The sequence below is a fragment of the Flavobacterium sp. NKUCC04_CG genome (genome assembly GCF_019345525.1).
In the GTDB taxonomy this organism is placed as follows: domain Bacteria; phylum Bacteroidota; class Bacteroidia; order Flavobacteriales; family Flavobacteriaceae; genus Flavobacterium.
Genome location: NZ_JAHKRA010000020.1, coordinates 13,145 through 36,839 on the forward strand (window position 1 = coordinate 13,145; position 23,695 = coordinate 36,839).

A 23,695-nucleotide genomic window follows, 5' to 3' on the forward strand; every position below is an offset into this window, starting at 1 on the left:
ACCAAAATCGTACAATAGCAAAAGCATCGAAGGTGTTTTAAAAAGACTTTGGTCGCAATAGTGTATATTGCTCTTATTCGACACCAACGACTTGACTGTCAATTCTCTTGAAAAATCATGTTTGATTATCCAAAAATGAAGTGTATTATTAATTTGAGGAACTAGAAAAATCCACAAAAACACACATCCAATATGTTTTTTAAAATACCTCATCATTTGTTCTAAAAAGGAATCTGTATCATTAGTTGTATGCTACGTCCTAATTCCGGAACTTCTAACGGACGGTAAAAGCTGGTATGATTCAACACCTTGGCATCGGCTAGGTTCGTGGCAGACAATTGCATTGTCATTTTAAATTTACCCCATTCCAAATCCGTGGCTGCAGCGGCGCCAAACAATTTATAACTCGGTGTTATATCTTCATTTTGAGCAATACGACTTTGTTCAGAGCTCCATTTAACATTAGCACTTAGCGTTGAGTTTTTAAAGTGCTTCCACTCTTTAAAACGATATTCCAACTGCCCAAAAAGATTCATAGGTGGTGAGAATGGCAAGGGGTAATTACTACTGGATTGATCGGTGATTTGTCTGTTATACAAATACTCAAAAACCACTTCAGCATACCACTTTTCCCATAAAGTTTTTTCCACTTTCCATTCTATTCCAGTAAGCAATGCCTTGGATTGGGTATATTGATAAACCTGTCCCCCATCGGGAAGTATTGAAAAAACACCTGACGGCTTTAAAAAGATATAGTTGTTAAAATAATACACATAAGGACTCAGTTCTGACTTAAACCCGGCCATTTCAAAGTTCACACGTAAGTCGGCAGCAAATCCACGTTCAGGTTTTAAATCCGGATTACCCAATTCATGTCTAAAAGCGCCGTGATGTACGCCATTTGCACTAAGCTCAATGGCTGTTGGGAATCTAAAAACAGTCCCTACAGTTGCTGCTAAATTCCAATGTTCATGCATTTGCCACTTTCCGCCAACCATAGCATTAAAACTGCTGTAATCCTTATCTAACTGTTTACTTCTTTGCGCATAACGGACTGCCGTTTGTTCTGATTCTTGATTTTGAATTAAAAAATCATACAGCAAGTTGTCGTAAAAGGGACGTATTTGCATTTTCGCATAATCAAATCGCGCTCCAGCCTGTAAGCTAATATCATCTGAAAACTGGTGTTCGTGAATGGCATAAGCTCCTATAGAAGATCGATTAAATTTCGGCAATAAAAACCCGTATCCCGATATGGTGTTGTTCTGGTAATTCTGTTGAAAACCAAAGGTCGTTTTATGATTGTTTACAGAAATGTGTTCGTATTTCGCATTGATATCAAAAGTATTCAGGTTGAATTCCAATTCTAAATCGGGATTGGTTTCCGGCGCCTTTTGATCGTTGTAATGGGTATGAAAAGCACTCCATTCCTGCCTTTTATTATTTTGAAAAGCAAGTACTACCTTAAGTTTATCATCGTTCTTCAAAGTCCAAACCGAAGAGTTTGTAACCTTAAAATGATTGACATTTTGCCTAGGGTAATCTATATTTCTACTGTCTCCATCATCTTGAACTGCAGCTATGGAAGGCAATCCGTGTGATCCCGTAAAAAAACCACTTTTGTTGTACACATTGCTAAAACTCAATATGTTTTGAAAAGATTCACCAACATACCCTATTTGCCCGTATAAATCCATTTCTCTACCGGCCGTGTTTTTCATCCTGCGGTTGTAAATTGGTATTTCAGTATTGAGGTAGATGATTTGATCAGTTGGTACGCGATAATCACCATATTCTTGGGCTGTAGCTTTCAATTTATAGAAAAATCGATCGCCACGGCTTTGTATGTGTATCGAGGTGCCCAATGTTTCATTAACCGACTTACCCAAAAGAGTAGCTTGGCCGGAAAAAGAATGTATCTGTGGGATTTTTTCGTTATTGATTTGAATAACGCCGCCCATGGCATCGCTGCCATATTCCAAAGTTCCTACTCCTTTGATTACTTCCACCTCTTCGGTATTTAACGCATCTATTTCCAATCCGTGATCGGCTCCCCATTGTTGCCCTTCTTGTTTGGCTCCATTTTCTGCAACGGCTACTCGGTTAAACCCCAATCCACGTATAATGGGCTTTGAGGCTCCAGATCCAATTTCCATAGCATTAACTCCAGGCAAGCGCTCTAAAGTTTTTGCAAAGGAACCTGAGAAGTTTTTCGCCAAGTCACTTTGAGTTACTTTCTCGGTATTATAAATGGTCTTCTTTTGTGCTGTATTAACGATTACTTGCTCCAAAAAGATGCTTTCCGGCTTTAAATGAAGATGTAAATCCAGATTTCCCTTTACTTGTATTACGGTATCCAAGGTTTGATACCCCATATAAATAATTTGCAAAGGATATGTTCCTGCCATTAAGGGGGTGGTTTTAAACTTACCCTGTATATCAGTACTATAATATTTTTGATCAATAGAAATGGTGCTTCCGCTTAAGACTTGCGCGTGGTCGTTCATCACTCGTCCGGAAACGATGTACTGAGCCCGACCGACACTAGCAGTCATTAAGAAAAAAGCGAGTATATAAATTCGCATTTTACTTATTTTTAAAACAATTACAATAAGCTCTTAAAGGATGTCATATCCCAAGAGTTCCATTCTCGTTATTTAAAATAAAGCTGGGGGTGCACGAAGCGAAAAGAAAATAGAAGTAACCGTATAGAATGGTACCTCTACTAGGGTTTTTATAGGATTGTAATGGGTGTTTTCCACAACTTGGAAAACCAAACTTTCTGTTTGCAAGAAAGGACTTAGAAAAAAATCACAGGCAAAACACTTTTCCATAGCGTGTTCGGCTGTAGAAAAATGCGTGGACTGATTGTCGTTTTGCGAAGTCAAAGTGGCGGTTTTCACATCCGTAAAAGAGTGCAAATCGTCCGAAAAATGCGATAAACTATGCGCAAACTGAAACACTACTGTAAATAGCAGTGCAGTTATAAGCAATAATTTTGATATGGCATTTTTACTTTTCATAAGCGCAAATATAGATAACAATCCGCGCTTTAAAAAAATTTTACCTATTTTTTGTGAAGGAAGCGTTTTAAGAATTATTGAAAATTGGTTTTTTTTGGCAAAAATTTGGGTTTTATATGGCGTTTTTCCTCCAATTCGATTCCGTATGTTTTAGTACTTTTGTCTTAAATTAATGATTGTTGTCCTAGAGAATTATCCCTTTTTTACTACAAAAACAGTAATTCAAATCAAATAAAAATGAAAAACAGACTTTTAGGCAGTATTTTGCTCGTAGCGGGCTCTTCTATTGGAGGAGGTATGTTGGCTATGCCTATAACTTCTGCCGGTGTTGGCTTTATCGGAATCAGTATATTACTCGTCCTGATCTGGTTTGCCATGTGTTATACTGCTTTGTTGATGGTTCGAGTTTACCGTTATAACAATCCTACGGACGGTTTTGACACTTTAACCAAAAAATATTTGGGTGCTTTTGGTAATAATATGGCAGGATTCAGTTTGTTATTTTTGATTTATGCCCTCACGGCAGCTTATATATCTGGTGGCGGCAGTATTTTAAACGACCAACTGCAACGTTGGTTCAGCGTTCCAATTGACGCGCGTTGGGGTGCTGTTTTATTCACTTTACTATTCGGCGGCATAGTAACCATTAGCACCCGATGGGTCGATTTGTTTTCCCGTATGCTTTTTTTAACAAAAATCGTTTTCCTTATCCTCTTATTAATAATCTTGTTTCCCTACGTGCAACAGGATAATTTACTTCAGCTACCGATAGAAAAAGGATTGATTTTTACTGCGATTCCCGTAGTATTTACTTCGTTCGGATTTCATGGCAGTATTCCCAGTATCGTAAAATACCTCAATGGCGATGAAAAAAAACTGAATAAAGCTTTTATTCTAGGCAGTCTTATACCGCTCTTGATTTACCTATTTTGGCAGTTTGTCGTTTTAGGTAGTTTTGACCAATCGACATTTATGGGGTTACTCAAACAACATTTAGGTTTGGAAGGTTTGATTATAAGTATTCGCGAAATGGCACAAACGCCTCTAATTCGCGATGCTTTTAACATCTTTGCCGCAACGGCTTTAGGAACGTCTTTCCTCGGAGTTAGTATTGGGCTTTTTGATTACTTTATGGATTGGACAAAGCGGAAAAAAACATTGCAACAGCGAAGTATTGTTGGTTTATTGACCTTTATACCTCCCTTGATTTTTGTACTTTTTTATCCTCAAGGATTTATACTAGCATTGGGATATGCTGCTATTGCAGGAGTTATTTTGGCGCTTCTTATACCGACTTTTCTATTTGTAAAAGCCATGCGTTTTCACGAGATTAAAATCCCAATATGGCAATATGGTATTTTAGCTTTTATTCTAGTACTTTCCCTAGTTATCATTTGTTCTCAATTGTGGATAGCCTTGTACTAACACCACACTTAAATACTTAAACAAGCTACACCAGATCTTTATACCTCCCCCTATCTAATCCAGAATAAAGTAAAAGGCAGTAAAAACAAAAAAGAAAGAACTTTCGTCCTTTCTTTTTTTATGTGTTAAACCAAATCGTTTGCCACTAAATACTCGGCAATCTGTATGGTATTGGTTGCGGCTCCTTTACGTAAATTGTCGGACACTATCCACATGTTAACAGTATTAACTTGACTTTCATCTCGGCGAATTCGACCTACAAAGACGTCGTCCTTACCCGATGCATAAATCGGCATGGGATAGGTATTGGTATCGGGATTATCTTGTAAAGTAATTCCGGGTGTTTGGTGCAATATCTGACGGATACGTTCTACATCAAAATCCCTATCGAACTCAATATTTACAGCTTCACTGTGCCCTCCTACTACAGGAATACGAACGGCAGTTGCGGTTATGCGGATACTGGTATCATTAAGAATTTTTTGAGTTTCTCGAACCAACTTCATCTCTTCTTTTGTGTAACCGTTACTTTCAAAAACGTCGCATTGTGGAATCGCATTGCGGTGAATTGGATAAGGATATGCCATTTCCCCCTTTACATCTTGATACTCATTGTCCAATTGACGCACTGCTTTTACCCCAGTACCCGTAATGGATTGATAAGTTGAAATTACCAGCCGTTTAATTCCATATTGCTCTTTTAAAGGTGCCAAAGTCATCACCAATTGTATGGTAGAACAATTGGGATTGGCTATAATCTTATCTGTATGTGTCAATTCAGACGCATTGATTTCTGGAACGATTAATTTTATTGTTGGATCCATTCTCCATGCCGATGAATTATCGATTACAGTGGTTCCTACTGCTGCAAATTTTGGGGCCCATTCTAATGAAGTTTCCCCTCCTGCAGAAAATATCGCAATTTGAGGCTTCCTATTTACGGCTGCTTCCATGCTCACAATCTTATACTTTTTGCCTTTAAAAACAAGCTCTTTCCCTACAGACTTTTCAGAAGCCACTGGAATTAACTCGGTGATTGGAAAATTTCGCTCTGCTAAGACTTTTAGCATGATTTCGCCAACCATACCGGTGGCTCCTACAACTGCTATTTTCATATATGCCTATTATTTTATTTATTATCTTATCACCTATTTAACTACTTACACCCTACTTAGTAACAATCATCAAAATAGGTAATACCTATGATTTCTTATGACAAATATAGCCAATGCACTTTATAAAAAAGCCTGTTTAATTGGAACTATTTTCGACTTGAATATCTTTAATTTGAAATTGAGTACTCACTTTTCCATTCCACTCATTTTCATCGAGTGAATAAGCCATACTAAAACGCTTTTTTCCTAAAAGTTTGGTGTAAAAATGTCCCAATCCAAAGCCAATACTGGAAACCGGTTCCGAATTTTGTTGAACAACACTTAATTTTAAATGTTCTTTTTCACTACCCAAAGTACGCATATCACCACAATCATAGAGATTTTTGCTGTAAAATACCGGAGCCATATTATCGGGGCCGTGCGGTTCAAATTGCTTGAGAATCCTAAGGAATTTATCGTCGATTTGACAAAGTTCGATTTCCGCATCAATTTCGATTTCGGGAATTAGCATTTCGTCTGTAATGGTTTGCGACACTACTTCTTCAAAGCGGTTTTTGAATGCTTGATATTTGGATTCTTCTAAGGTTAAACCCGCTGCATACATATGTCCCCCAAACTGTTCCAGATAATCTGAGCAAGCTTCCAAGGCATTATAAACATCAAAATTCTTTACCGATCGTGCTGATGCCGCCAATTTATCGCCGCTTTTAGTAAAAACCAAAGTGGGTCTATAATGGGTCTCGATTAATCGCGATGCTACAATTCCTATAACACCTTTATGCCAAGTTTCCTTATATACTACGGTTGATTTACAATCGGTTTCTCCATTGTCATGAATCTGCTTTAAAGCAGCAGTTGTAATTTCTTTATCCAATTCTCTGCGCTCCAAATTAAAAGCAACAATTTGTTCAGCTACACGTATGGCCTCTTCCAGCGTAAATTTTGTTAGAAGGGCTACTGCAAAATTCCCGTGTTCTATTCGTCCCGCGGCATTTATTTTTGGAGCCACCTTAAAGACGATGTCCGTAATGGTGAAATATCTTTGTTTGTATTGCATTAACAATGCTCGTATTCCCGGACGCGGGTTTTCATTGATGACCTGCAAGCCATAATAAGCCAAAATTCTATTTTCGCCCGTAATCGGAACTATATCTGCTCCAATGGCCGTAGCAACCAAATCGAGGTAAGGAATTAAATCTTGTACCGTTTTTCCACGCTTCTCAGCTAAGGCTTGTATCAATTTAAAACCCACTCCACAACCGCATAATTCTTTATATGGATAGGAACAATCGCTTTGCTTAGGATCGAGTACCGCCACAGCATCTGGTACGGTTTCTCCGGGCAAATGGTGATCACAGATAATAAAATCAATTCCCTTTGCTTGGGCATACGCCACTTTATCCAGAGATTTGATCCCGCAATCCAGTGCAACAATTAAAGTGATACCGTTATTCTCAGCATAGTCAATTCCCGCATTGGAAATACCATAACCCTCTCCATAACGATCTGGAATATAGGTATCCACTTCCGAGTAAATCGTTTTTAGATACGACGACATTAAAGCCACCGCAGTAGTACCATCTACATCATAATCGCCAAAAACCAAGATGCGTTCTTTTCTCTCAAAAGCCGTTTCCAGCCTTTGAACTGCTTTAGCCATATCTTTCATCAAATACGGATCATGTAATTCGTCTAATTTTGGACGAAAAAACCGCTTGGCCTCCTCAAAAGTTTTAATACCGCGTTGCACCAACAAGCTTGCAATAAGTGGATCAACCTGTAACACACTGACCAGATGCTCAATCTCCTCCGAAGTTGGTTTAGGTTTTAAAGTCCAACGCATAATTTAAATTTAAGTTTGGTGAAAGTGAATATTAATTTTAATCATGGCAAACTTGCGAAACATTTCCATCACGCCGCAGTATTTCTCTACCGATAAATTTACGGCCTTGGTCAATCTTTCCTGATCTAAGTCCGGTCCGTAAAAATGGTAATCGACCAAAACAGTATGATATATGGCCGGTTCGGTATCGGTTAAAATACCTTCCGTTATCATTTTAAAATCGGAAACATCCAATCGCATTTTTTTAATTAACGAGGCTACATCTAAACCGGAACAACCTGCTAATGCAGAAAGCATCAAGGCCTTAGGCCGATATCCCTTGCCCTCACCTCCAAACTCTGGTCCGGCATCTATACGTAGATTCCCTCCCGGATTGGTAGATTCAAATTGCATATTTTCAATCCAAGTAGTGGTTATTTTATGTGACATAATCTTGATTTTTTCAAATTTATAAAAAATAAAAGTCAATGTAAAGCGGTTTAACAGCCTACATTGACTTTTAACTTTTAGTTTGTTTTACTCTATTTCTTTCCCGCTACAATCACGACAATTTCCCCTTTTGGAGCCTTGACATCAAAGTGTTGCGCCACTTGATCCACGGTTCCCCTAACGGTTTCCTCATGAAGTTTTGACAACTCTCTGGACACCGAAATTTGACGATCAGCACCAAAGTATTCTTTAAATTCTTGAAGTGTCTTTATCAACTTATGCGGAGAAACATATAAAACCATGGTTCTGGTTTCTTCAGCCAAAACCAAATAACGGGTTTGACGTCCCTTTTTATCGGGTAAAAATCCCTCAAAGACAAACTTGTCATTAGGCAGCCCACTGTTGACCAACGCGGGCACAAATGCCGTTGCTCCAGGCAAACAATCTACTTCAATATCATTTTCAACACAAGCTCTGGTCAACAAGAAACCGGGGTCGGAAATCGCCGGTGTTCCCGCATCGGAAATCAAGGCCAAATTTTCTCCAGCCTGCATGCGTTTTACCAGTCCCTCTACGGTTTTGTGTTCGTTGTGCATGTGGTGGCTTTGCATATGCGTACCAATTTCAAAATGCTTTAAAAGCTTACTGCTATTACGCGTATCTTCTGCTAAAATAAAGTCAACTTCTTTTAAAACTTTAATCGCTCTAAAAGTCATATCGTCTAAATTTCCAATCGGAGTTGGAACTATATATAATTTTCCCATTCTTGTGTGTTAAGCAAATCGCTTTTCTATCAATTCCATTAAGCGACTAACGTATTCCTCTTTACCTGTCCAATAATTATAATCGGGTTTTACCAAATCATCGATAAATGCAAGCGCTTGATCCAGGCTATTAAAAGTATTTATCTGTGATAACACGCGATTAAAATCTTCGGAACTTCCGCCAAACAAATGTTTTTCAAAAGCAATGCGATCGTTTAAGCTCACGCTGATGTTTTGAGAAAAAGTTTCATTAAGGGTTTTAAGTCGTTCGGTTTTATCTTCCGCAATCATTTGAGAAAGATCCGTTTCACTTACCGGTATCTCTCGCTCAATATTAGATCGGTTAAAAACCGGCTCAAAAACCAATTCATTCATTAATTCGTGCTCGCGATCAATTTCTTCAACACGTATAAAGTCAACATCTTGATAATCCACACCAAAAAAAGAATCTTCCAACGTTTTTTCAACGACTAACTCTTGTTGCTCCTCATTAGGTCTTCCATCTTTGTTGATTAAATGAAGGTTTAATACTTCTTCTAATTCTTTGCTTTCTTCTGTTTCTAGTTGACTATCGACAAGTTCTTCACTCTCGCGCAGTGCTTTTTCTTCTTCCAAATCTTCTTTAGTCCAATCTTCAGATTCCAAAAAATGAACCAACTCTGACTTTTCCACTTCTTCCAGATATGGGGTGCTTACGACTGCATCGGTATAATTTACAGCAATCGGCTCTTCAATAGTCTCTTCAACCTCCAGTTCCATTTTCGTTGCTTCTGCTTGAATAGCAATCTCCTCTTCTACTTGTATTTTATGCGTTTCTACTTCTGTTTCTATCACCAAAGGATACTCTTCATCCATCAAATCCATCGGCATTTGACTCCTTGTCGTAGCCTCTACTTGGTATGCCTTTTCTAATTTATTCTCAATCTCTCCCGCACTAATATTGGGCTGAATCAGATTGAAATTATCTTCATGAAATTTTAAAATTAAGAGTTTTTCATAGAGTTCTTTAGATTCCTGATAAAGGTTTTGAACATCATCTTTATTTTTCATTTGTAGTATTCGATGAGCGATACTTAACAATTCTGCTTCTAATACTTTCTTCATAACTTTTATTTTAGATTAAGAAAAACACACGCTTTTTTTGGTAAATTTGCCTTGTTACAAAAGTAACAGAAAAAACTGCTGGTTACAGCCTGAAAATTACAAAATGTTTCTCGAAAATCCCGTTAATCACAAAGAACAATTTGGTTGGATTGAAGTGATCTGTGGATCGATGTTTTCCGGTAAAACGGAAGAATTGATTCGCCGACTCAAACGCGCTCAGTTTGCCAAACAAAAAGTCGAAATATTCAAACCGTCGGTCGATACGCGATACGACGAGGAAAATGTGGTTTCGCACGATTTCAATGAAATCCGTTCAACCGCCGTTCCCGCCGCAGCTAATATTAGAATATTAGCAGATGGCTGTGATGTTGTTGGTATTGATGAGGCCCAGTTTTTTGATGATGAAATTGTAAGGGTTTGCAACGATTTGGCCAATGCAGGTATTCGTGTTATAGTAGCCGGATTGGATATGGATTTCAAAGGAAACCCCTTTGGCCCCATGCCCGCTTTAATGGCTACAGCAGAATACGTAACCAAAGTACATGCCGTTTGTACCAGAACCGGAAACTTAGCTCATTACAGCTTTAGAAAAGCCGCGAACGACAATTTGGTTTTACTCGGTGAAACCGAAGAATATGAACCCTTGAGCAGAGCAGCCTATTTTAATGCCCTAAAAGAACAAAAAAACAATCTTTTGGAAGAACGCAGTAAAATCGAATCGGACCGACAGGAATCTTAAAAAAGCATGCTCGTACTGGTGACTATTCGGCTATTAATTTCCAGATAACCTGTTTATATAATAAAAAAAACGAGCACCTTATGACGGATGCTCGCTTAAAATTAATTACAACACAATTCCACAAAACACTATTTTTAATCTAAAAACCCAATTTAATTGTTTTCTAAGTGAAGATACCCCACTTTGGTTTCCATATGAGAACCGTCTTTAGTAACGCGCTCGTATTTAAGAATGTAATAATAAGTACCCGTCGGTAATTTATCATTTTTCTTAACGGTTACCCTTCCTTCCGATACTCCTTTAAACACATTACCACTAGAATTGTAGTTTTTGGTTTCAAAAACCTTCACACCCCAACGATTATATATTTCAACGGTATTGTTTGGATATTTTTGTATGTTTTCAATTACAAAATAATCGTTATCTCCATCTCCATTAGGTGTTACCCCATTGTAAATCACCACATCCCCTATCTCAACGATTGTGTTTTCTTTACCTAATGCTAAGGTAAAAACGCCATACCCACCGACCTTCGTAATCGAGGTTACGGTCTTTGTACTCAGATCGACAATCCCGCCTTCGTCTACCCAAATTTGGAGGTCTTTATCCCAACGAACAATTTTAAGATCTTTGGCATTTTCTGCAGTAATTTCTTTGGCAGTAGTTTCTTCATTCCAAGTTAATGTAAGTACGATATCACTCGTTCCACCATTTTTTGTAATGGTCCAATATTCTTTGTCATCAATGAATTTGATGGATTCTTTCTTGTTTAAGTGGGGCTGATTGGCATTGGAATTTTTGTGATAATATTTCCCCAAAAATGAATTTGCAATGTTTTCTGAAGTTCCTATAATAGCCCGACGGTAAAAACCATCCTGACCTATAGGCATCTCAAAGGCTTTATTTCCAATTTTCTCTACTTCTCCGTCGGCATGACTCGCATTGGATACATTGATGGCTAAGGCATCTTTCTGAAACACCAGAGCTCCTTTTAAGGAGTCTATTAGAACTACCCCATTTAAAAAATTGGCCGTTCCTCCTATACTCATGTCGTTTTTTAAATCAAAAGCGCTCACTTGTTTGTTGTTGTCAAATAAAACATCGTAAAACGAACTCGGTTTATTACCTGTCAACAGCTGTGCTTGGTTTGTATTATTTTGAAATACGGCATAGCCCGTGGTTGCATTTGTCGAATAATCAAATAAACCATCGTTATGAAAGTCTTTATATATATAAAAAACCCCATCGTTTATAATAACCCCAGACTCTTTATTTTGCAAATCTAGCAAGGTGGAAATTTCCGTTTTAGGTAAAATTACCATCTGCCCCTTGTTTACCGTTTGCGCCATAACGCTCGGAATAAAAAGAAGACTCATCGCCGTAATTACAGAAATTCTTTTGCTGTTCATAATAATAGAGTTACACTATTTAAATACTCATTGTACTTTTAAACATATCGTAAAAAACGACATCCTTACTTAACCACAAAAACGATGTTTATCAAAGAACAATCTGTTGTTGCGGCTTTAACGTCATACGTCATTACTCCATTTGCATTAATCGTTATATTTTGAAAAACTGCCGGATCATATTCTGTAATATAATAATATAAATCGGTTGCCGTACCAAAGTAAGGGATTCCCGCTGCTGGCGCTCCCTGGCTGATGACATGATGTCCCGTTGCAGCTAGCGAAAACTGATTTTTGTATTCTGTGTACAAATCCTTAGTTTGAGCTAAGCGATCCTGAGAGGTATCAAAAGCTATGGAAGGCATATAAAAAAACTTTACTGCCTTATCATCCGATGTAATTAACTTAGACCATTTTGCTCCATCATTATAATAGAATCCGGGTTTAACATCGTTAACCGTAGCCGTATTATACACCGTCATACCCAAAACATGTGCGGTTAAAGGAGCAGACAATGTGGTTCGCTCTAAAGCCATTCTCGGCATCAAAAGCCCTTTATTTCCCTCTATTTCCAAAAGTGCATTGGAATTAATCGTTTGCGGATTACTTCCAACTTTTACCTGGGCAAAAGCAGACACTGCAAACAGGGCAACAACTAAGGTGTAAACATTTTTCATAGATAGCTTGTTTTTGTTTTTCCAACAGTACTATAGTCCCATCATCTATAACCTAACAATCCATTTAAATTGCGGTACAAATGGCGTGGCCATAGATTTATTAATTTATTTAAATAAGTCTATGCAGTAGCTGTATAGACTTATTTTAAGGTATATATTAGTCCGCAGAGAACTCTACAATCACATCGTAAGCCCCTATTGGAAGTACGTTATACATCGTTCCTGTTCCAATGTTAAAATTCAAGGTTGTTCCTCCAGTTAGAACCAAATCCGTAGTAGCTGAAGTCACTAGATTCCCTCCTTTATACAATCTAACGCTAACAATATTTCCTGCGGTAATCGGTAGCGTAATTGCTGAAGCCACTGCTGAGTTCAAAGACATAGTCGTAGTCGTTTTAAAAGCATAAATCGATTTTCCATCAATCCAGGTATCACCAGTTTTGAAATGTGTTGTGGAATTGTATTTATCACCTAAAATCGTTTTAATATCACCTGCATTGTTAGTAATGGTTGTCATTACCGCACCAGAGATGTCAATCAGCACCTTCTTACCCGTAGCATCTACTGTGTATAGAGACTTTGCAGGAATAGCTGTTCCATCATTATCTGCTGCTAAGATTTCAGTCAAGGTGTAAAACACATTTCCACCGCCTCTTAAAACATTCTTTATAGCTGTTTTAACATTTTCATTATTGGTAATCGACGTTACCATATCCGCTGTAACATTGATTACATCTGGCGTACCAACCGTTGCTACACCACTAGCATCAGGTATATTACCCTCATTGGCGTAGTTATAGATGATTTCGGTAGCTACTGTCGTTTTAATGATTCTTGTTTTGGTTTCAATTTCGTGCACTAAATCAGCCAATGAAATCGTTGTATATGCAGTACCATTCCAATATTGGAATACCCACTCCACCGCTGGAGCAACTCCGATGTTTTTGTAAATCACGTTACCATCTGCAACACCTGCGAGTTCTTTTATGATATTTCTAATCGTCATCTGACCTGCTCCATAGGTAGTAGATTGATTTAAAATATTTTCAAAATTCTGCACGATATCTGCTCCCGCATCAATGGTTACACCACCTGGAGCATTATCTGGAATATTAGCTACCGTATTGGTTGCCGGATTCGCTGCAATCCAATTTTGAATAGCTTGCTCACCGAAATATATATGTTGTACATTACCACCTGCTGCTGTTATTGTTCTGATAAAGGTTTTGGTCTCCGCACCTGCAACCACAGAAGCAATATCAACCAAATCCGTTTTATACGAACTCGTAGCCGTATCGTATGTTACAAAAGAAATCTGCTTGGTCGTTGGATTATAAACCATCGTAGTATGAGTTTGCGGTACAGCCGGATTGTTAACCGGACTACTAGGCAAGATAAAACTAACGAGTTTTTTAATCTCTGTAAGATCTCCTCCGAAATTATTTATTGCGGTATCTAAATCTGTTTGATTGATGATTCTATTCCATTTATTAGCAGACCAATAATAGAATCCCAAAGCTACATCATTCTGAGGCTTGGTATTATACACCAATAAACTTTCAGCCTGATCACCAATGATTGGACTAAAATCTGTTGTTGTTGTCAATTCTACACGAGGTATTAAAACCCCCTTATTCCCTGATACAATGTCTAATTGTGCTGCAGAATTCGGATTAGGTGTTCCTATTCCGACCTGCGCATTTGCCATGTAGACTCCTCCAAACAGCAGGATTGCTACCGATAGTGTAATTCTTTTCATAATTTTTAGTATAAAGTGTTATTAATTTTTCTTGATTTTTTGGGTTAAGGTTTTATTTGAAATAAGACAGGCTTTACTCATACGAGCCAAACAATCTTGATATAAATTATATAATCTCAAATTCGGAGTAACGTTTACAGATGCCAGTGATTTTAATCGAACTGCTACTGCATCTACTTGGGTTGTTGTACCAAAACTAACCTCAGCTATTTGCCCGTTGTTAAACAAGGTTAGCAAATTGACATTGCCTATAACGGCTGCCTCCAAATCTTTGACCCAAACTTGTAGACCTTTATAGTATCCGACAAGCTCAACTTTCCCTAGTAAATCCAAGGTTAATGCCCCCGTACCTATGGCCATTTTTATTTTAAAAACCGAATAGGGTGAAATCTCTTTATTAAAATGGATATTTTGCTGAATAGTCGATACTACTGAAACCGTACCTAAACTCAATTCCGAATAGTCGCTGTTGTTGTTGTTTGACAAGGCGCGATCAGCATGGGTAACTCCATAACTACCAATATTTAATACCCCCAAACTGACTCCTGAACCACTAACCGAAGTAGTTACTGCTTCTGCGCAACCCGAAAAATCAGTTTCATAACACATCCCATAAATTTGTAGGCTGTTTTCCTGACCGAGCAACAAACCACTTGTGGAATCGGTTATTTTGACACTTTTATATGCAAGTTTTGCCGTAATAGCTATATAATATCGGCCTTTATTATCTTGTACTATTCTAATTTGATCAATGATATTAGCAAATCCATCTTCACTCGAACCGCTAATCACAGTGGCATCATTTGCAGCGAGCAGCTCCACTTTAAAATAGTGATTACCCAAAACCACATTCCCTAAGACTTTCCCTATAACTCCACCAACACTTCCCGCGAGTAACGATTGCAACAAAGTAGCATCGGTATCGATTCGAATATAAGTAGTGGTTCCTGCAGGAACTAAAGCCCCTCCCGGAAAGCCCATAGTTACGAATCCTTCATAACCACCTGCTCCTCCTTTAGAATGAATAACGGCATAACTATTGAAATTTCCATCGAACAAATTGGAAGTTAAAGTGGCATTGGCTGACCCTATTAAGGTATTGGCACATACGGGTGATCGATATGGTGGTAGTTCTACACCCGGGTCTTGACAATTCTCCGAAACTCGATGCACAGCGTACAACTGTAATGGCGCGGCAGTAGTCACATTGACCAAAGATTCTAAACCAAACTGTACCCGATCAAAAACAACACCTGGTCTAATTGTAATTTCCTGAGGTGTTCCGCTATTCAGTAAACCTAAAAGCTCCAAATTATTGATTAACCCCTCCTGTAATGTCTTATTATACACCAAGGTATTTCCCATGTACAACTTCACTTTATAAGCTCCAATTAAATCTAAACTCAATAAACTGGGTTGACTCAATTGTACTTTTAGTCTCAAAATATCTGAACTAAGAGACGGTTTTTTAAAATAGATATTTTGATAAACACTTGCAGCCACCGAGGTAAGCCCTAAATTTATGGTCGAGTAATTGCTAGAATTATCATCTATAGCGAAATACGGATTGGTAACACCACCCTTGCTTATACCCAACAAACTCAAGCTTAACCCATTACCGTCATAAGAAGTAAAACTACCTTGATCACAGGCATCAAAAACCGTTTCTCTACACATGTTGTACACCTTCATCTCGGCCGTTTTATTTAAACCAACCAAAGAAGCCAGATTGTGGGTAATTCGAACACTTTGATAGGCCTCATTTGCCGTAACAGCTATATAATACCGCCCACTTTTATCTTGCACTATTTTAACCAGTTGTGAATTAAAACCTGTGGCACTAGAAGCGGTATGAATTATGGTACCATTAGGGCGTCTAACATCCACCACAAAATAATGATTCCCCAAAGCAACTGCACCAGCTACATTTCCCAAAAGTGTACCCAAACTACCACCCAACAAACTTTGAAGCAAGGTAGCATCCATATCCACTCTAATGTAAGATGTTGTATGTGACCCGGCAGCGGCGCTATAACCCAATTCTATAAAGCTATTAAAACCACCTAAAGCTGCCACTGCACCTGTTCCGGAAATTAAAACAGCCGCTGTATCATGATTCCCATCTACCGCATTATACGGAAAGTTAACTCCACCAAAATCGATTATATTTGTTGCGCATACCGGCGTTGTAAACGGCGATACCGTTGGTGTTGGAACCGGAATCGGATTGGGATCTACACAAGTTGCACCATATCGTTCTATACCATAGACGTACAAAGGCGAATTCAATACATTAAGTCCAACCAATGACGATTTACCTATGGCTATACGATCAAATTGTTTTCCCGGCCCGAAAGCTAGAGAAATAGCCTGTCCTGTTTGCAACAGTCCAAGCAAATCCAATCCAATCACTTCGCTACTCAATTTTTGAGAAAACACCTCTACAGTACCATTATAAGCTTTGATTTCGATATTAGACAAGGCGGCTAAATCAACTAGGGACCCGTTATTCACACCTATTTTAACTCTAAAATAATCTCTTACATTTGATAAGGTATGAAAATCCACAAATTGAAAAGCACTGGCTCCAACTGCAGCAGTACCCAAATTAATTTCTGATGCAGTAGTCGCATTCAAATCAATAGCTAAATTTCCATTTTTAACACCAGCTGCTCCAGTACCTAAAAGGTCTAAACTAACACCTGAGGAGATGGAATAAGTCGAAAAAGCTTGTTCACAAGCAGTGGGTGTCGTCGCATAACACAGTCCATAAACTTTAAGAGTAGCACTGGCTCCCAATCCAACTGCCGCTGGATAAAACTCTGTTATACGTATACTGCGATAAGCGCTAGTCGGAGTTATGGCCACATAAAAATTACCGTATTTATCCTGAATCACCTTAATCGGTTTACCAAAAAAGCCGTTATTGCTATCACCGGTTAAAACAACCCCGGAAGAGGCATCTTTAACTTCAATTTTAAAATAATGGCTTCCAAAAAGCAGATTTCCGACAACGCCGTTTAGCAATTGTCCTACAGACCCATCCAAAAGAGCACCTAAAAGTTTTTTATCAGCGACATCAATACGCATATAGGAGGTTACTCCTGCGTTTACGTTGGCATCATAGGCAAGTTCGACATGTCCACCATAAGCATTTGCAGCGAGTAAAAGCCCTGAAGTAGCATCTAAGGTGGTAAAAGTTCCGTTTTGCCCATCAACGGCATTCAACGGAAAATTTGCATGCGAAAAACTTTTAACCGTGGTTGCACAAATTTTATTACCACCTAACATATGTATCCCTCCTTCATCGACAATTGGCGAATCAGGGTCTGTTTCTGTTAAAACAGAACCGATACCACCATAACGCTCTACGCTATAAATATTTAATGGTGATGCGTTTAGATTAAGTCCGACCGCAGTATTAACCACCACAGACACTCGGTCAAAAGCAACTCCTGGTCCAAAAGGTATAGTGATTGGAGCATCCGCTTGCAAAAGCGTCAACAGATCCAACCCATTGACAAGCCCGCCTTGAAGTTTGTTTGTATAAACCAAGTTTTCGCCGTTGTATGCTTTAACCTCAAAATTTCCAATCAAACTTAAATTTAGAGCAGAACCACCACCAATTTTTAATCGAATCTTAAAATAATCTTGCGCACTGGATAATTTGTCAAAATAAAAGTCTTGAGAGATTGACCCTAAAGCTTGAATCAGTCCTGGTTTTAAGGTCGAGAATTCCGCAATATTTCCATTGATCGCTTTTTCAGGATTTATAACTGCGTCCGTTAAACTTACTGAAAGACCTGTAACCTTACCAAGTCCCGAAAAAGGAGCTTGTCCGCTTATCTCTTGCGGAAAAGTAAAAGCATTATAAACACTTAAAACCAATCTACTATTTCCAACTACTAAGCCTGGCGGGTGCTTTAAAGTAATCCGAATCGAATTATATTCAGCGGTAGCTTCAGGAGTAATGGCCAGATAATACTTCCCATCTTTATCAATCATCCATTTGGTTATTAAGGTAGTATTAACCTTTGTTCCAACTGCCTCAGGAGTACCAAGATTCGTTGCCCCAACATACAATTCCGGAATTAAGTAAGTCCCGACTATTCCTAATACATCGCCTAAATTTATATTAACACCACTTTGCACCGGTTTATCAACACGAATATAGACCGTTTCCCCTTTTTTTCTGTTCGTTGGAAATTTCATCTGTAAATAGGCGTCTCCTCCAGTAATATTCACAACCGCCCCCGCGCGATAGGCAGTCATCACAGCAACAGTATTGTCTCCAATACTCGCATTGACTGGATCAAGCACTCCTTCAATTCCCGCTGATAATCCTACTGCAATGCGATCGGCGGAAGGAGCCCAAGTAGCATACGATTTCGTCACTTGTCCATAAGAAACTGACCCTAATAAGAAAACAATTAGAACGAAAAATAGTCCGAAGACTTTTCCATTCAAAGCGGCTAGAGTAGTTATTGACTTCATAGTGTTATTTTAAGAAAAAAGACCTTGTTTAAATAAAAAGAAATCGAAAAGCCAAACTGTTCAATACTATCTTATAAAATTAAGACGTTTTGTCATTTCATATCAAAAATAATACATTTTGTGAATAAAAAAAATAAAAAAATTTTAACACTATAAAAACAAACGATTTTACAGCCTATTCCAATCGATAAAAATCAATTATACTGACGATATCGTTATTTTAAGTCTTTTACAGGCAATTACATAATATAATGTGCATTAAAAATAGATTTTATAATTATTTTAAATAAAAATCAGACCTCAAAACAACAGAAACTTATTTAAAATCAAGTTAAAAAAGTTAAATAAAAACTTTAGAACACCTCTACAGGCTGCAATAGGCGCCGTTATTGAGTTGATCAAAAAATCGCGAAATGAGATTATTTATATATCAAGTATTAAAAACTTTTTAACAACAAGTCTAACTTTGGATAAATGCAAGGGGATAGTATCTTTACCGATAAATTTTAATTATTTTTGAAAAAAAAATGCCCATGGACTTACCAAACGGCTCTATCGATATAGCCATACAGAATCAAATTGCCCGAATCAGTTTTTACCATCCGGCTAGCAATTCATTTCCCAGCTCACTGTTGGAATCCTTAACCCGTACTATCAATGATTTAGATCATCGTCAAGATATTACTACGGTTATTTTACAAAGCAAGGGAAATGGAGCCTTTTGCGCAGGTGCCTCGTTTGACGAATTATTAGCCATTGACAATACGGAAGCCGGTACGAGATTTTTTTCCGGATTCGCCAATGTTATCAATGCTATCCGCAAAAGCAAACAGATTTTTATCGGTCGCATTCACGGAAAGGCAGTTGGTGGAGGTGTCGGACTTGCAGCCGCTTGCGATTATTGTTTTGCCGACATCAAGAGCGCCATTAAACTGTCAGAATTAGCCATCGGAATTGGTCCTTTCGTGATAGAACCTATAGTCTCCCGTAAAATTGGTAAAAATGCCTTTACAGAAATGTCCTTAGAAGCACACGAATGGAAAAGTGCAGCCTGGGCACAACAAAAAGGACTATACGCCAAAATCTGTGACACAGAAATCGAATTAGACCTTCAAATTAATCAACTCGCAGAGCGAATTTCTCAATATAATCCTGAAGCCCTAAGCGAAATGAAAAATATTTTTTGGGAGGGCACCGAAAACTGGGATAACCTACTTGCCGAAAGGGCTGCTATATCCGGGAAACTGGTTTTGTCCGATTTTACGAAAAGTGCACTAAATCAGTTTAAAAAGAAGTAACTGTTTTTCAGGAAGTCAGCCGTATTTTAGCTGTTTTAATCAATAGACTAGTCCGATATTTTTAGTAAATTTGCAAAAAATAATATTATGCCTAAAATTAGAATCACCAAACAGTTTACATTTGAAACCGGTCATGCTCTATACGGTTACGATGGAAAATGCAGAAATGTACACGGCCACAGTTATAAATTAGCCGTTACTGTTATTGGCTATCCCAACAGCAATCCCGACTATGTAAAATTCGGTATGGTAATCGATTTTGGAGATTTAAAGAAAATAGTTAAGGAAGAGGTGGTTGATCAATTTGATCATGCGACGGTTTTTAATCAAAACACACCTCATGTTGATTTAGCAAAAGAATTACAGGACCGCGGTCATCACGTGATTTTAGTGGACTATCAACCTACTAGTGAAAACATGGTTATTGACTTTGCGGCACGTATCAGCTCTCGTCTTCCTAAAGAGATTGCCCTTTTCTCTTTGCGTTTACAAGAAACCGAATCGTCTTATGCAGAATGGCATGCCTCCGACAACTAAAAAAAATACGCTTTTGAAAATTCAGATTCAAACGGACAAAAAAATATTTTTTGCTTCCGACCAACATCTCGGAGCACCTACAGCCGAAAAAAGCTTACCGAGAGAACAGAAGTTTCTCCGATGGTTAAATGAACACGAGGCTGAAATGGGCGCTTTGTTTATTTTAGGCGATTTATTTGACTTTTGGTTTGAATACAAAACAGTTGTACCCAAAGGTTTTGTTCGTGTTTTAGGCAAATTAGCCCAATTGAAAGATGCAGGCATTCCCATTTACTTTTTTGTAGGTAATCACGATTTATGGATGGATGATTACTTTATTTCGGAGTTGGGCATTCCGGTATTTCATCAACCTCAAATATTTGACATCAACGGAAAAACCTTTTTTATAGGTCACGGCGACGGTCTCGGACCCGGTGACTTTGGTTATAAAAGAATGAAAAAAGTTTTTACAAACCCCTTTTCAAAATGGTTGTTTCGTTGGCTACATCCCGACATAGGTGTTCGACTGGGACAATATTTATCCGTCAAAAACAAATTGATTTCCGGAGCCGAAGACGTTACTTTTTTAGGAGAAGACAACGAATGGTTGGTTTTATACGCTAAGAAAAAATTAGAAGAACAACATTACGACTATTTTATATTTGGCCATAGACATCTGCCGATGAATATTGTTCTAAACGAAAACAGTCGTTATATCAATTTAGGCGATTGGATCAACTATTTTACATACGGTATGTATGACGGTCATTTTCATTTGGAGAAATACGAAGGTTAATCGCTACCTAATGGGCTAACTGTTATCCATTCGTTATGCCCAAAATAATTCCATTTTACAGCGGCTAAATCAACACCGGGATCTACAAATATACTATAAGGACGTTGGTTAATTGATACCCAACTATCTGCATATACTCGCACATCTCGTCCCTGTTTAGCATATTCCTTTTTAATGTATTGAGCCATTTGCCAAATCATATCAGGCGAAGTCAATCTCGCATTTTGCTTGCGCATTAGCTTGGCTTCCAAATCATAAGACCACCTTTCGTTAGTCGCTTTATCTTCCACCGTATAATTGGTATATCCCCCTCGTTGCCGCAACATCATACGCCAACTTAATCGATGCCCTTCGTCGGTCCATAAAACGTCGCCAGGTATCACCCAATGCCTTAAAGGCAACAACAGCTGAATAAACAGAAAAACCGCAAAGAAACTTAATAAGCCCGTTGGGATCTTCTCCGTTTGCCCCTCTTCGATTACTGCAATAGGTTTTCGTTTAAAAAACACCTTTCGAATCGTTTCGGGACTGTAAAAAAACAAGGCAAAACTCAAAGCAAAGTACGGAAATACTCCAATGTGCAAAGTGGCTGAGTTGAAGAGATGGAAAACCAAAGATATGATTACTGCAAAATTACGGGTTTTCTTCCAGCACAACAACGGTATAATTAGTCCGTCAAATAGAATCCCTAAATAGGTTATGGACATATAAAACCAAGGTTGGGCAAAGATATTTTTAAAAAACTCCGGTGAATTGTGCAGTCCACCATATAAATTTTTACTAAAAGTTCCGTCAAGCCAATCCGGGTAAAACTTAGCCACCGTTGCGAAGAAATACAACAGCGTAATCTGAATGATAAATAAATAAGAATAGGCCGCAGGCATAGTCAACTTTTGCGGTATTCGACCCAACTTAACATCTAAAGAGGCATAACGGTTGGCAGGCATAAAACACATGAAAAAACAGATAATCAACATCAAATAATAATGATTATTATACGATGTTTTCTGCATATAATAACAACCAGCCCACAACAAGGTCAGCAAAATAATACTGAGTCTATACCGATAACCAAGCATCACTCCTATGGACGCCAATCCCATGAGCACAAAATAATAGTACATACCGTTGCCAGGCAAGGGTTGCAACCATTCCATATAAATATGGGAAAAAGTTAATTGTGGCTCTACTAAATTTTCACGTACCCAACCGGTAAAAATCGCACCAAAAGATTCGCATACAAATAGCAGTCCGAAAATAATTCTAAATAAAATTAAAGGAGCATTATCTATAGTGCTTGATAATTTCTTAAACATGTTCTATAAAATACTTTCTAGTTATTAATTCATCTTGCTGAATTTTCTCAATGAGCAAATCCAATTGATCAAATCGCTCTTCATCACGAATACGATCATGAATACTTATGCATACCGCTTTTCCATATAGGTCACCTTCCCAATCCAAGAAGTTAACCTCTATAGTATAAGGATGATTTTTAAATGTTGGATTGACCCCAACACTCATCATACCGTGAACCACACTGCCATCGAGTACAGACGATACTATATAAATTCCATTTTTAGGAACGAGTTTGTAATTTTCGGGAATTTGGATATTTGCTGTAGGATAACCTATGGTTCTTCCCAGTTTTTTACCACTAACTACTGTACCCGAAAAAGTATAATCGTAACCTAAATACTCATTGGCCATCGACACATCACCGACTTCTAATGCCTTTCTTATCTTAGTAGAACTAATGGATACATGATCGATTTCCTGAGCAGAAATTTCTTCTACTTCAAAATCATATTTCAATCCAAACATTCTTAAATCATGAATATCGGCCGTTCTGTTTTTTCCAAAACGATGATCATATCCAATGATTATTTTTCCTACATTAAACTGCTTTACCAAAACCTCTGATACGAATGCTTCCGCGGAAAGTTGTGAAAAGTCCTTGTCGAAAGTATGAATGACTAGATTATCTAATCCATAGCGTTCCAATAACGCTATTTTTTCCTCCATTGTATTGAGAAGTTTGATCGAATCATCCTGCTTAAGTACCATTCGCGGGTGCGGAAAGAAGGTTAACACTAAACTTTCACCACCTAGAAGCTTACTAGCAGTCACCAATTTACGAATAATCATCTGATGTCCCAAATGTACCCCATCGAAAGTCCCTAATGTTACTATGGTTTTTTGATTGCTGTGGTAATTATATATGGAAGAATAGGTTTTCAATTTTTTTTTATCAAATTTAGTGTTTACTTATTTAAGATGGAAAAAAGAATTAAAAAAAAGACA

Annotated in this window: 18 protein-coding genes; 5 read left to right on the forward strand and 13 right to left on the reverse strand. The window is 38.0% G+C overall.

Annotation, left to right across the window (positions count from 1 at the left end):
* Positions 1–221: 221 nt before the first annotated feature.
* Together KO524_RS13250 and KO524_RS13255 are read right to left on the reverse strand one after the other, a co-directional pair.
* Positions 222–2,585: a TonB-dependent receptor domain-containing protein gene (locus tag KO524_RS13250; protein ID WP_219294711.1), complete on the reverse strand. Its 2,364-nt coding sequence runs from the start codon at positions 2,583–2,585 to the stop codon at positions 222–224.
* 72 nt (positions 2,586–2,657) lie between these two features.
* Positions 2,658–3,023, reverse strand: a complete 366-nt coding sequence (locus tag KO524_RS13255) for a hypothetical protein (RefSeq protein ID WP_219294712.1) — start codon at positions 3,021–3,023, stop codon at positions 2,658–2,660.
* A gap of 237 nt (positions 3,024–3,260) precedes the next feature.
* On the opposite strand from KO524_RS13255, the gene KO524_RS13260 reads away from it, so the two are divergent.
* Complete coding sequence (locus KO524_RS13260) at positions 3,261–4,448, forward strand: aromatic amino acid transporter (RefSeq protein ID WP_219294713.1); 1,188 nt, start codon at positions 3,261–3,263, stop codon at positions 4,446–4,448.
* 125 nt (positions 4,449–4,573) lie between these two features.
* Here the strand turns inward: KO524_RS13260 and KO524_RS13265 are convergent, their stop codons facing one another.
* From KO524_RS13265 to KO524_RS13285, 5 genes are all read right to left on the reverse strand, one after another.
* Positions 4,574–5,563 carry an aspartate-semialdehyde dehydrogenase gene (locus KO524_RS13265; RefSeq protein WP_219294714.1) on the reverse strand — a complete coding sequence of 330 codons (990 nt, stop codon included), beginning with the start codon at positions 5,561–5,563 and terminating at the stop codon, positions 4,574–4,576.
* 136 nt (positions 5,564–5,699) lie between these two features.
* Entirely contained in the window at positions 5,700–7,406 is a 1,707-nt protein-coding gene (gene recJ / locus KO524_RS13270) for a single-stranded-DNA-specific exonuclease RecJ (RefSeq protein ID WP_219294715.1), read from the reverse strand.
* A 9-nt stretch (positions 7,407–7,415) separates the two neighbouring features.
* Positions 7,416–7,835 carry an OsmC family protein gene (locus KO524_RS13275; protein ID WP_219294716.1) on the reverse strand — a complete coding sequence of 140 codons (420 nt, stop codon included), beginning with the start codon at positions 7,833–7,835 and terminating at the stop codon, positions 7,416–7,418.
* Positions 7,836–7,927: 92 nt separating this feature from the next.
* Complete coding sequence (gene rsmI / locus KO524_RS13280) at positions 7,928–8,599, reverse strand: 16S rRNA (cytidine(1402)-2'-O)-methyltransferase (RefSeq protein WP_219294717.1); 672 nt, start codon at positions 8,597–8,599, stop codon at positions 7,928–7,930.
* A 9-nt stretch (positions 8,600–8,608) separates the two neighbouring features.
* The gene (locus tag KO524_RS13285; RefSeq protein ID WP_219294718.1) at positions 8,609–9,703 is read right to left on the reverse strand and encodes a hypothetical protein; all 1,095 of its coding nucleotides are present in this window, start codon (positions 9,701–9,703) and stop codon (positions 8,609–8,611) included.
* Positions 9,704–9,806: 103 nt separating this feature from the next.
* Between KO524_RS13285 and KO524_RS13290 the strand changes: the two genes are divergently transcribed.
* Entirely contained in the window at positions 9,807–10,442 is a 636-nt protein-coding gene (locus KO524_RS13290; RefSeq protein WP_219294719.1) for a thymidine kinase, read from the forward strand.
* Positions 10,443–10,594: 152 nt separating this feature from the next.
* On the opposite strand, the gene KO524_RS13295 is transcribed toward KO524_RS13290, so the two are convergent.
* The 4 genes from KO524_RS13295 to KO524_RS13310 all read right to left on the reverse strand — a co-directional run bounded on the left by KO524_RS13295 (position 10,595) and on the right by KO524_RS13310 (position 18,781).
* Positions 10,595–11,851 (reverse strand): gliding motility-associated C-terminal domain-containing protein, encoded by a 1,257-nt coding sequence (locus tag KO524_RS13295; RefSeq protein WP_219294720.1) that lies wholly within the window; start codon positions 11,849–11,851, stop codon positions 10,595–10,597.
* 65 nt (positions 11,852–11,916) lie between these two features.
* A complete protein-coding gene (locus KO524_RS13300) occupies positions 11,917–12,528 on the reverse strand; it encodes a hypothetical protein (protein ID WP_219294721.1) in 612 nt (203 codons plus the stop codon).
* A 157-nt stretch (positions 12,529–12,685) separates the two neighbouring features.
* A complete protein-coding gene (locus KO524_RS13305; protein WP_219294722.1) occupies positions 12,686–14,287 on the reverse strand; it encodes a hypothetical protein in 1,602 nt (533 codons plus the stop codon).
* Positions 14,288–14,308: 21 nt separating this feature from the next.
* The gene (locus tag KO524_RS13310; protein ID WP_219294723.1) at positions 14,309–18,781 is read right to left on the reverse strand and encodes a hypothetical protein; all 4,473 of its coding nucleotides are present in this window, start codon (positions 18,779–18,781) and stop codon (positions 14,309–14,311) included.
* Positions 18,782–19,308: 527 nt separating this feature from the next.
* Here KO524_RS13310 and KO524_RS13315 point away from each other — a divergent pair.
* From KO524_RS13315 to KO524_RS13325, 3 genes are all read left to right on the forward strand, one after another.
* Entirely contained in the window at positions 19,309–20,079 is a 771-nt protein-coding gene (locus KO524_RS13315) for an enoyl-CoA hydratase/isomerase family protein (RefSeq protein ID WP_219294724.1), read from the forward strand.
* 87 nt (positions 20,080–20,166) lie between these two features.
* Entirely contained in the window at positions 20,167–20,616 is a 450-nt protein-coding gene (locus tag KO524_RS13320) for a 6-carboxytetrahydropterin synthase (RefSeq protein WP_219294725.1), read from the forward strand.
* Between the two features lie 19 nt (positions 20,617–20,635).
* Positions 20,636–21,391 carry a UDP-2,3-diacylglucosamine diphosphatase gene (locus tag KO524_RS13325; RefSeq protein WP_370629742.1) on the forward strand — a complete coding sequence of 252 codons (756 nt, stop codon included), beginning with the start codon at positions 20,636–20,638 and terminating at the stop codon, positions 21,389–21,391.
* Here the strand turns inward: KO524_RS13325 and KO524_RS13330 are convergent.
* Both KO524_RS13330 and KO524_RS13335 read right to left on the reverse strand, forming a co-directional pair.
* Positions 21,388–22,707 carry an HTTM domain-containing protein gene (locus tag KO524_RS13330; RefSeq protein WP_219294727.1) on the reverse strand — a complete coding sequence of 440 codons (1,320 nt, stop codon included), beginning with the start codon at positions 22,705–22,707 and terminating at the stop codon, positions 21,388–21,390. The genes KO524_RS13325 and KO524_RS13330 overlap by 4 nt on opposite strands.
* Positions 22,700–23,632 (reverse strand): bifunctional riboflavin kinase/FAD synthetase, encoded by a 933-nt coding sequence (locus KO524_RS13335; protein WP_219294728.1) that lies wholly within the window; start codon positions 23,630–23,632, stop codon positions 22,700–22,702. The genes KO524_RS13330 and KO524_RS13335 overlap by 8 nt, the downstream gene beginning before the upstream one ends.
* Between the last annotated feature and the right edge of the window lie 63 nt (positions 23,633–23,695).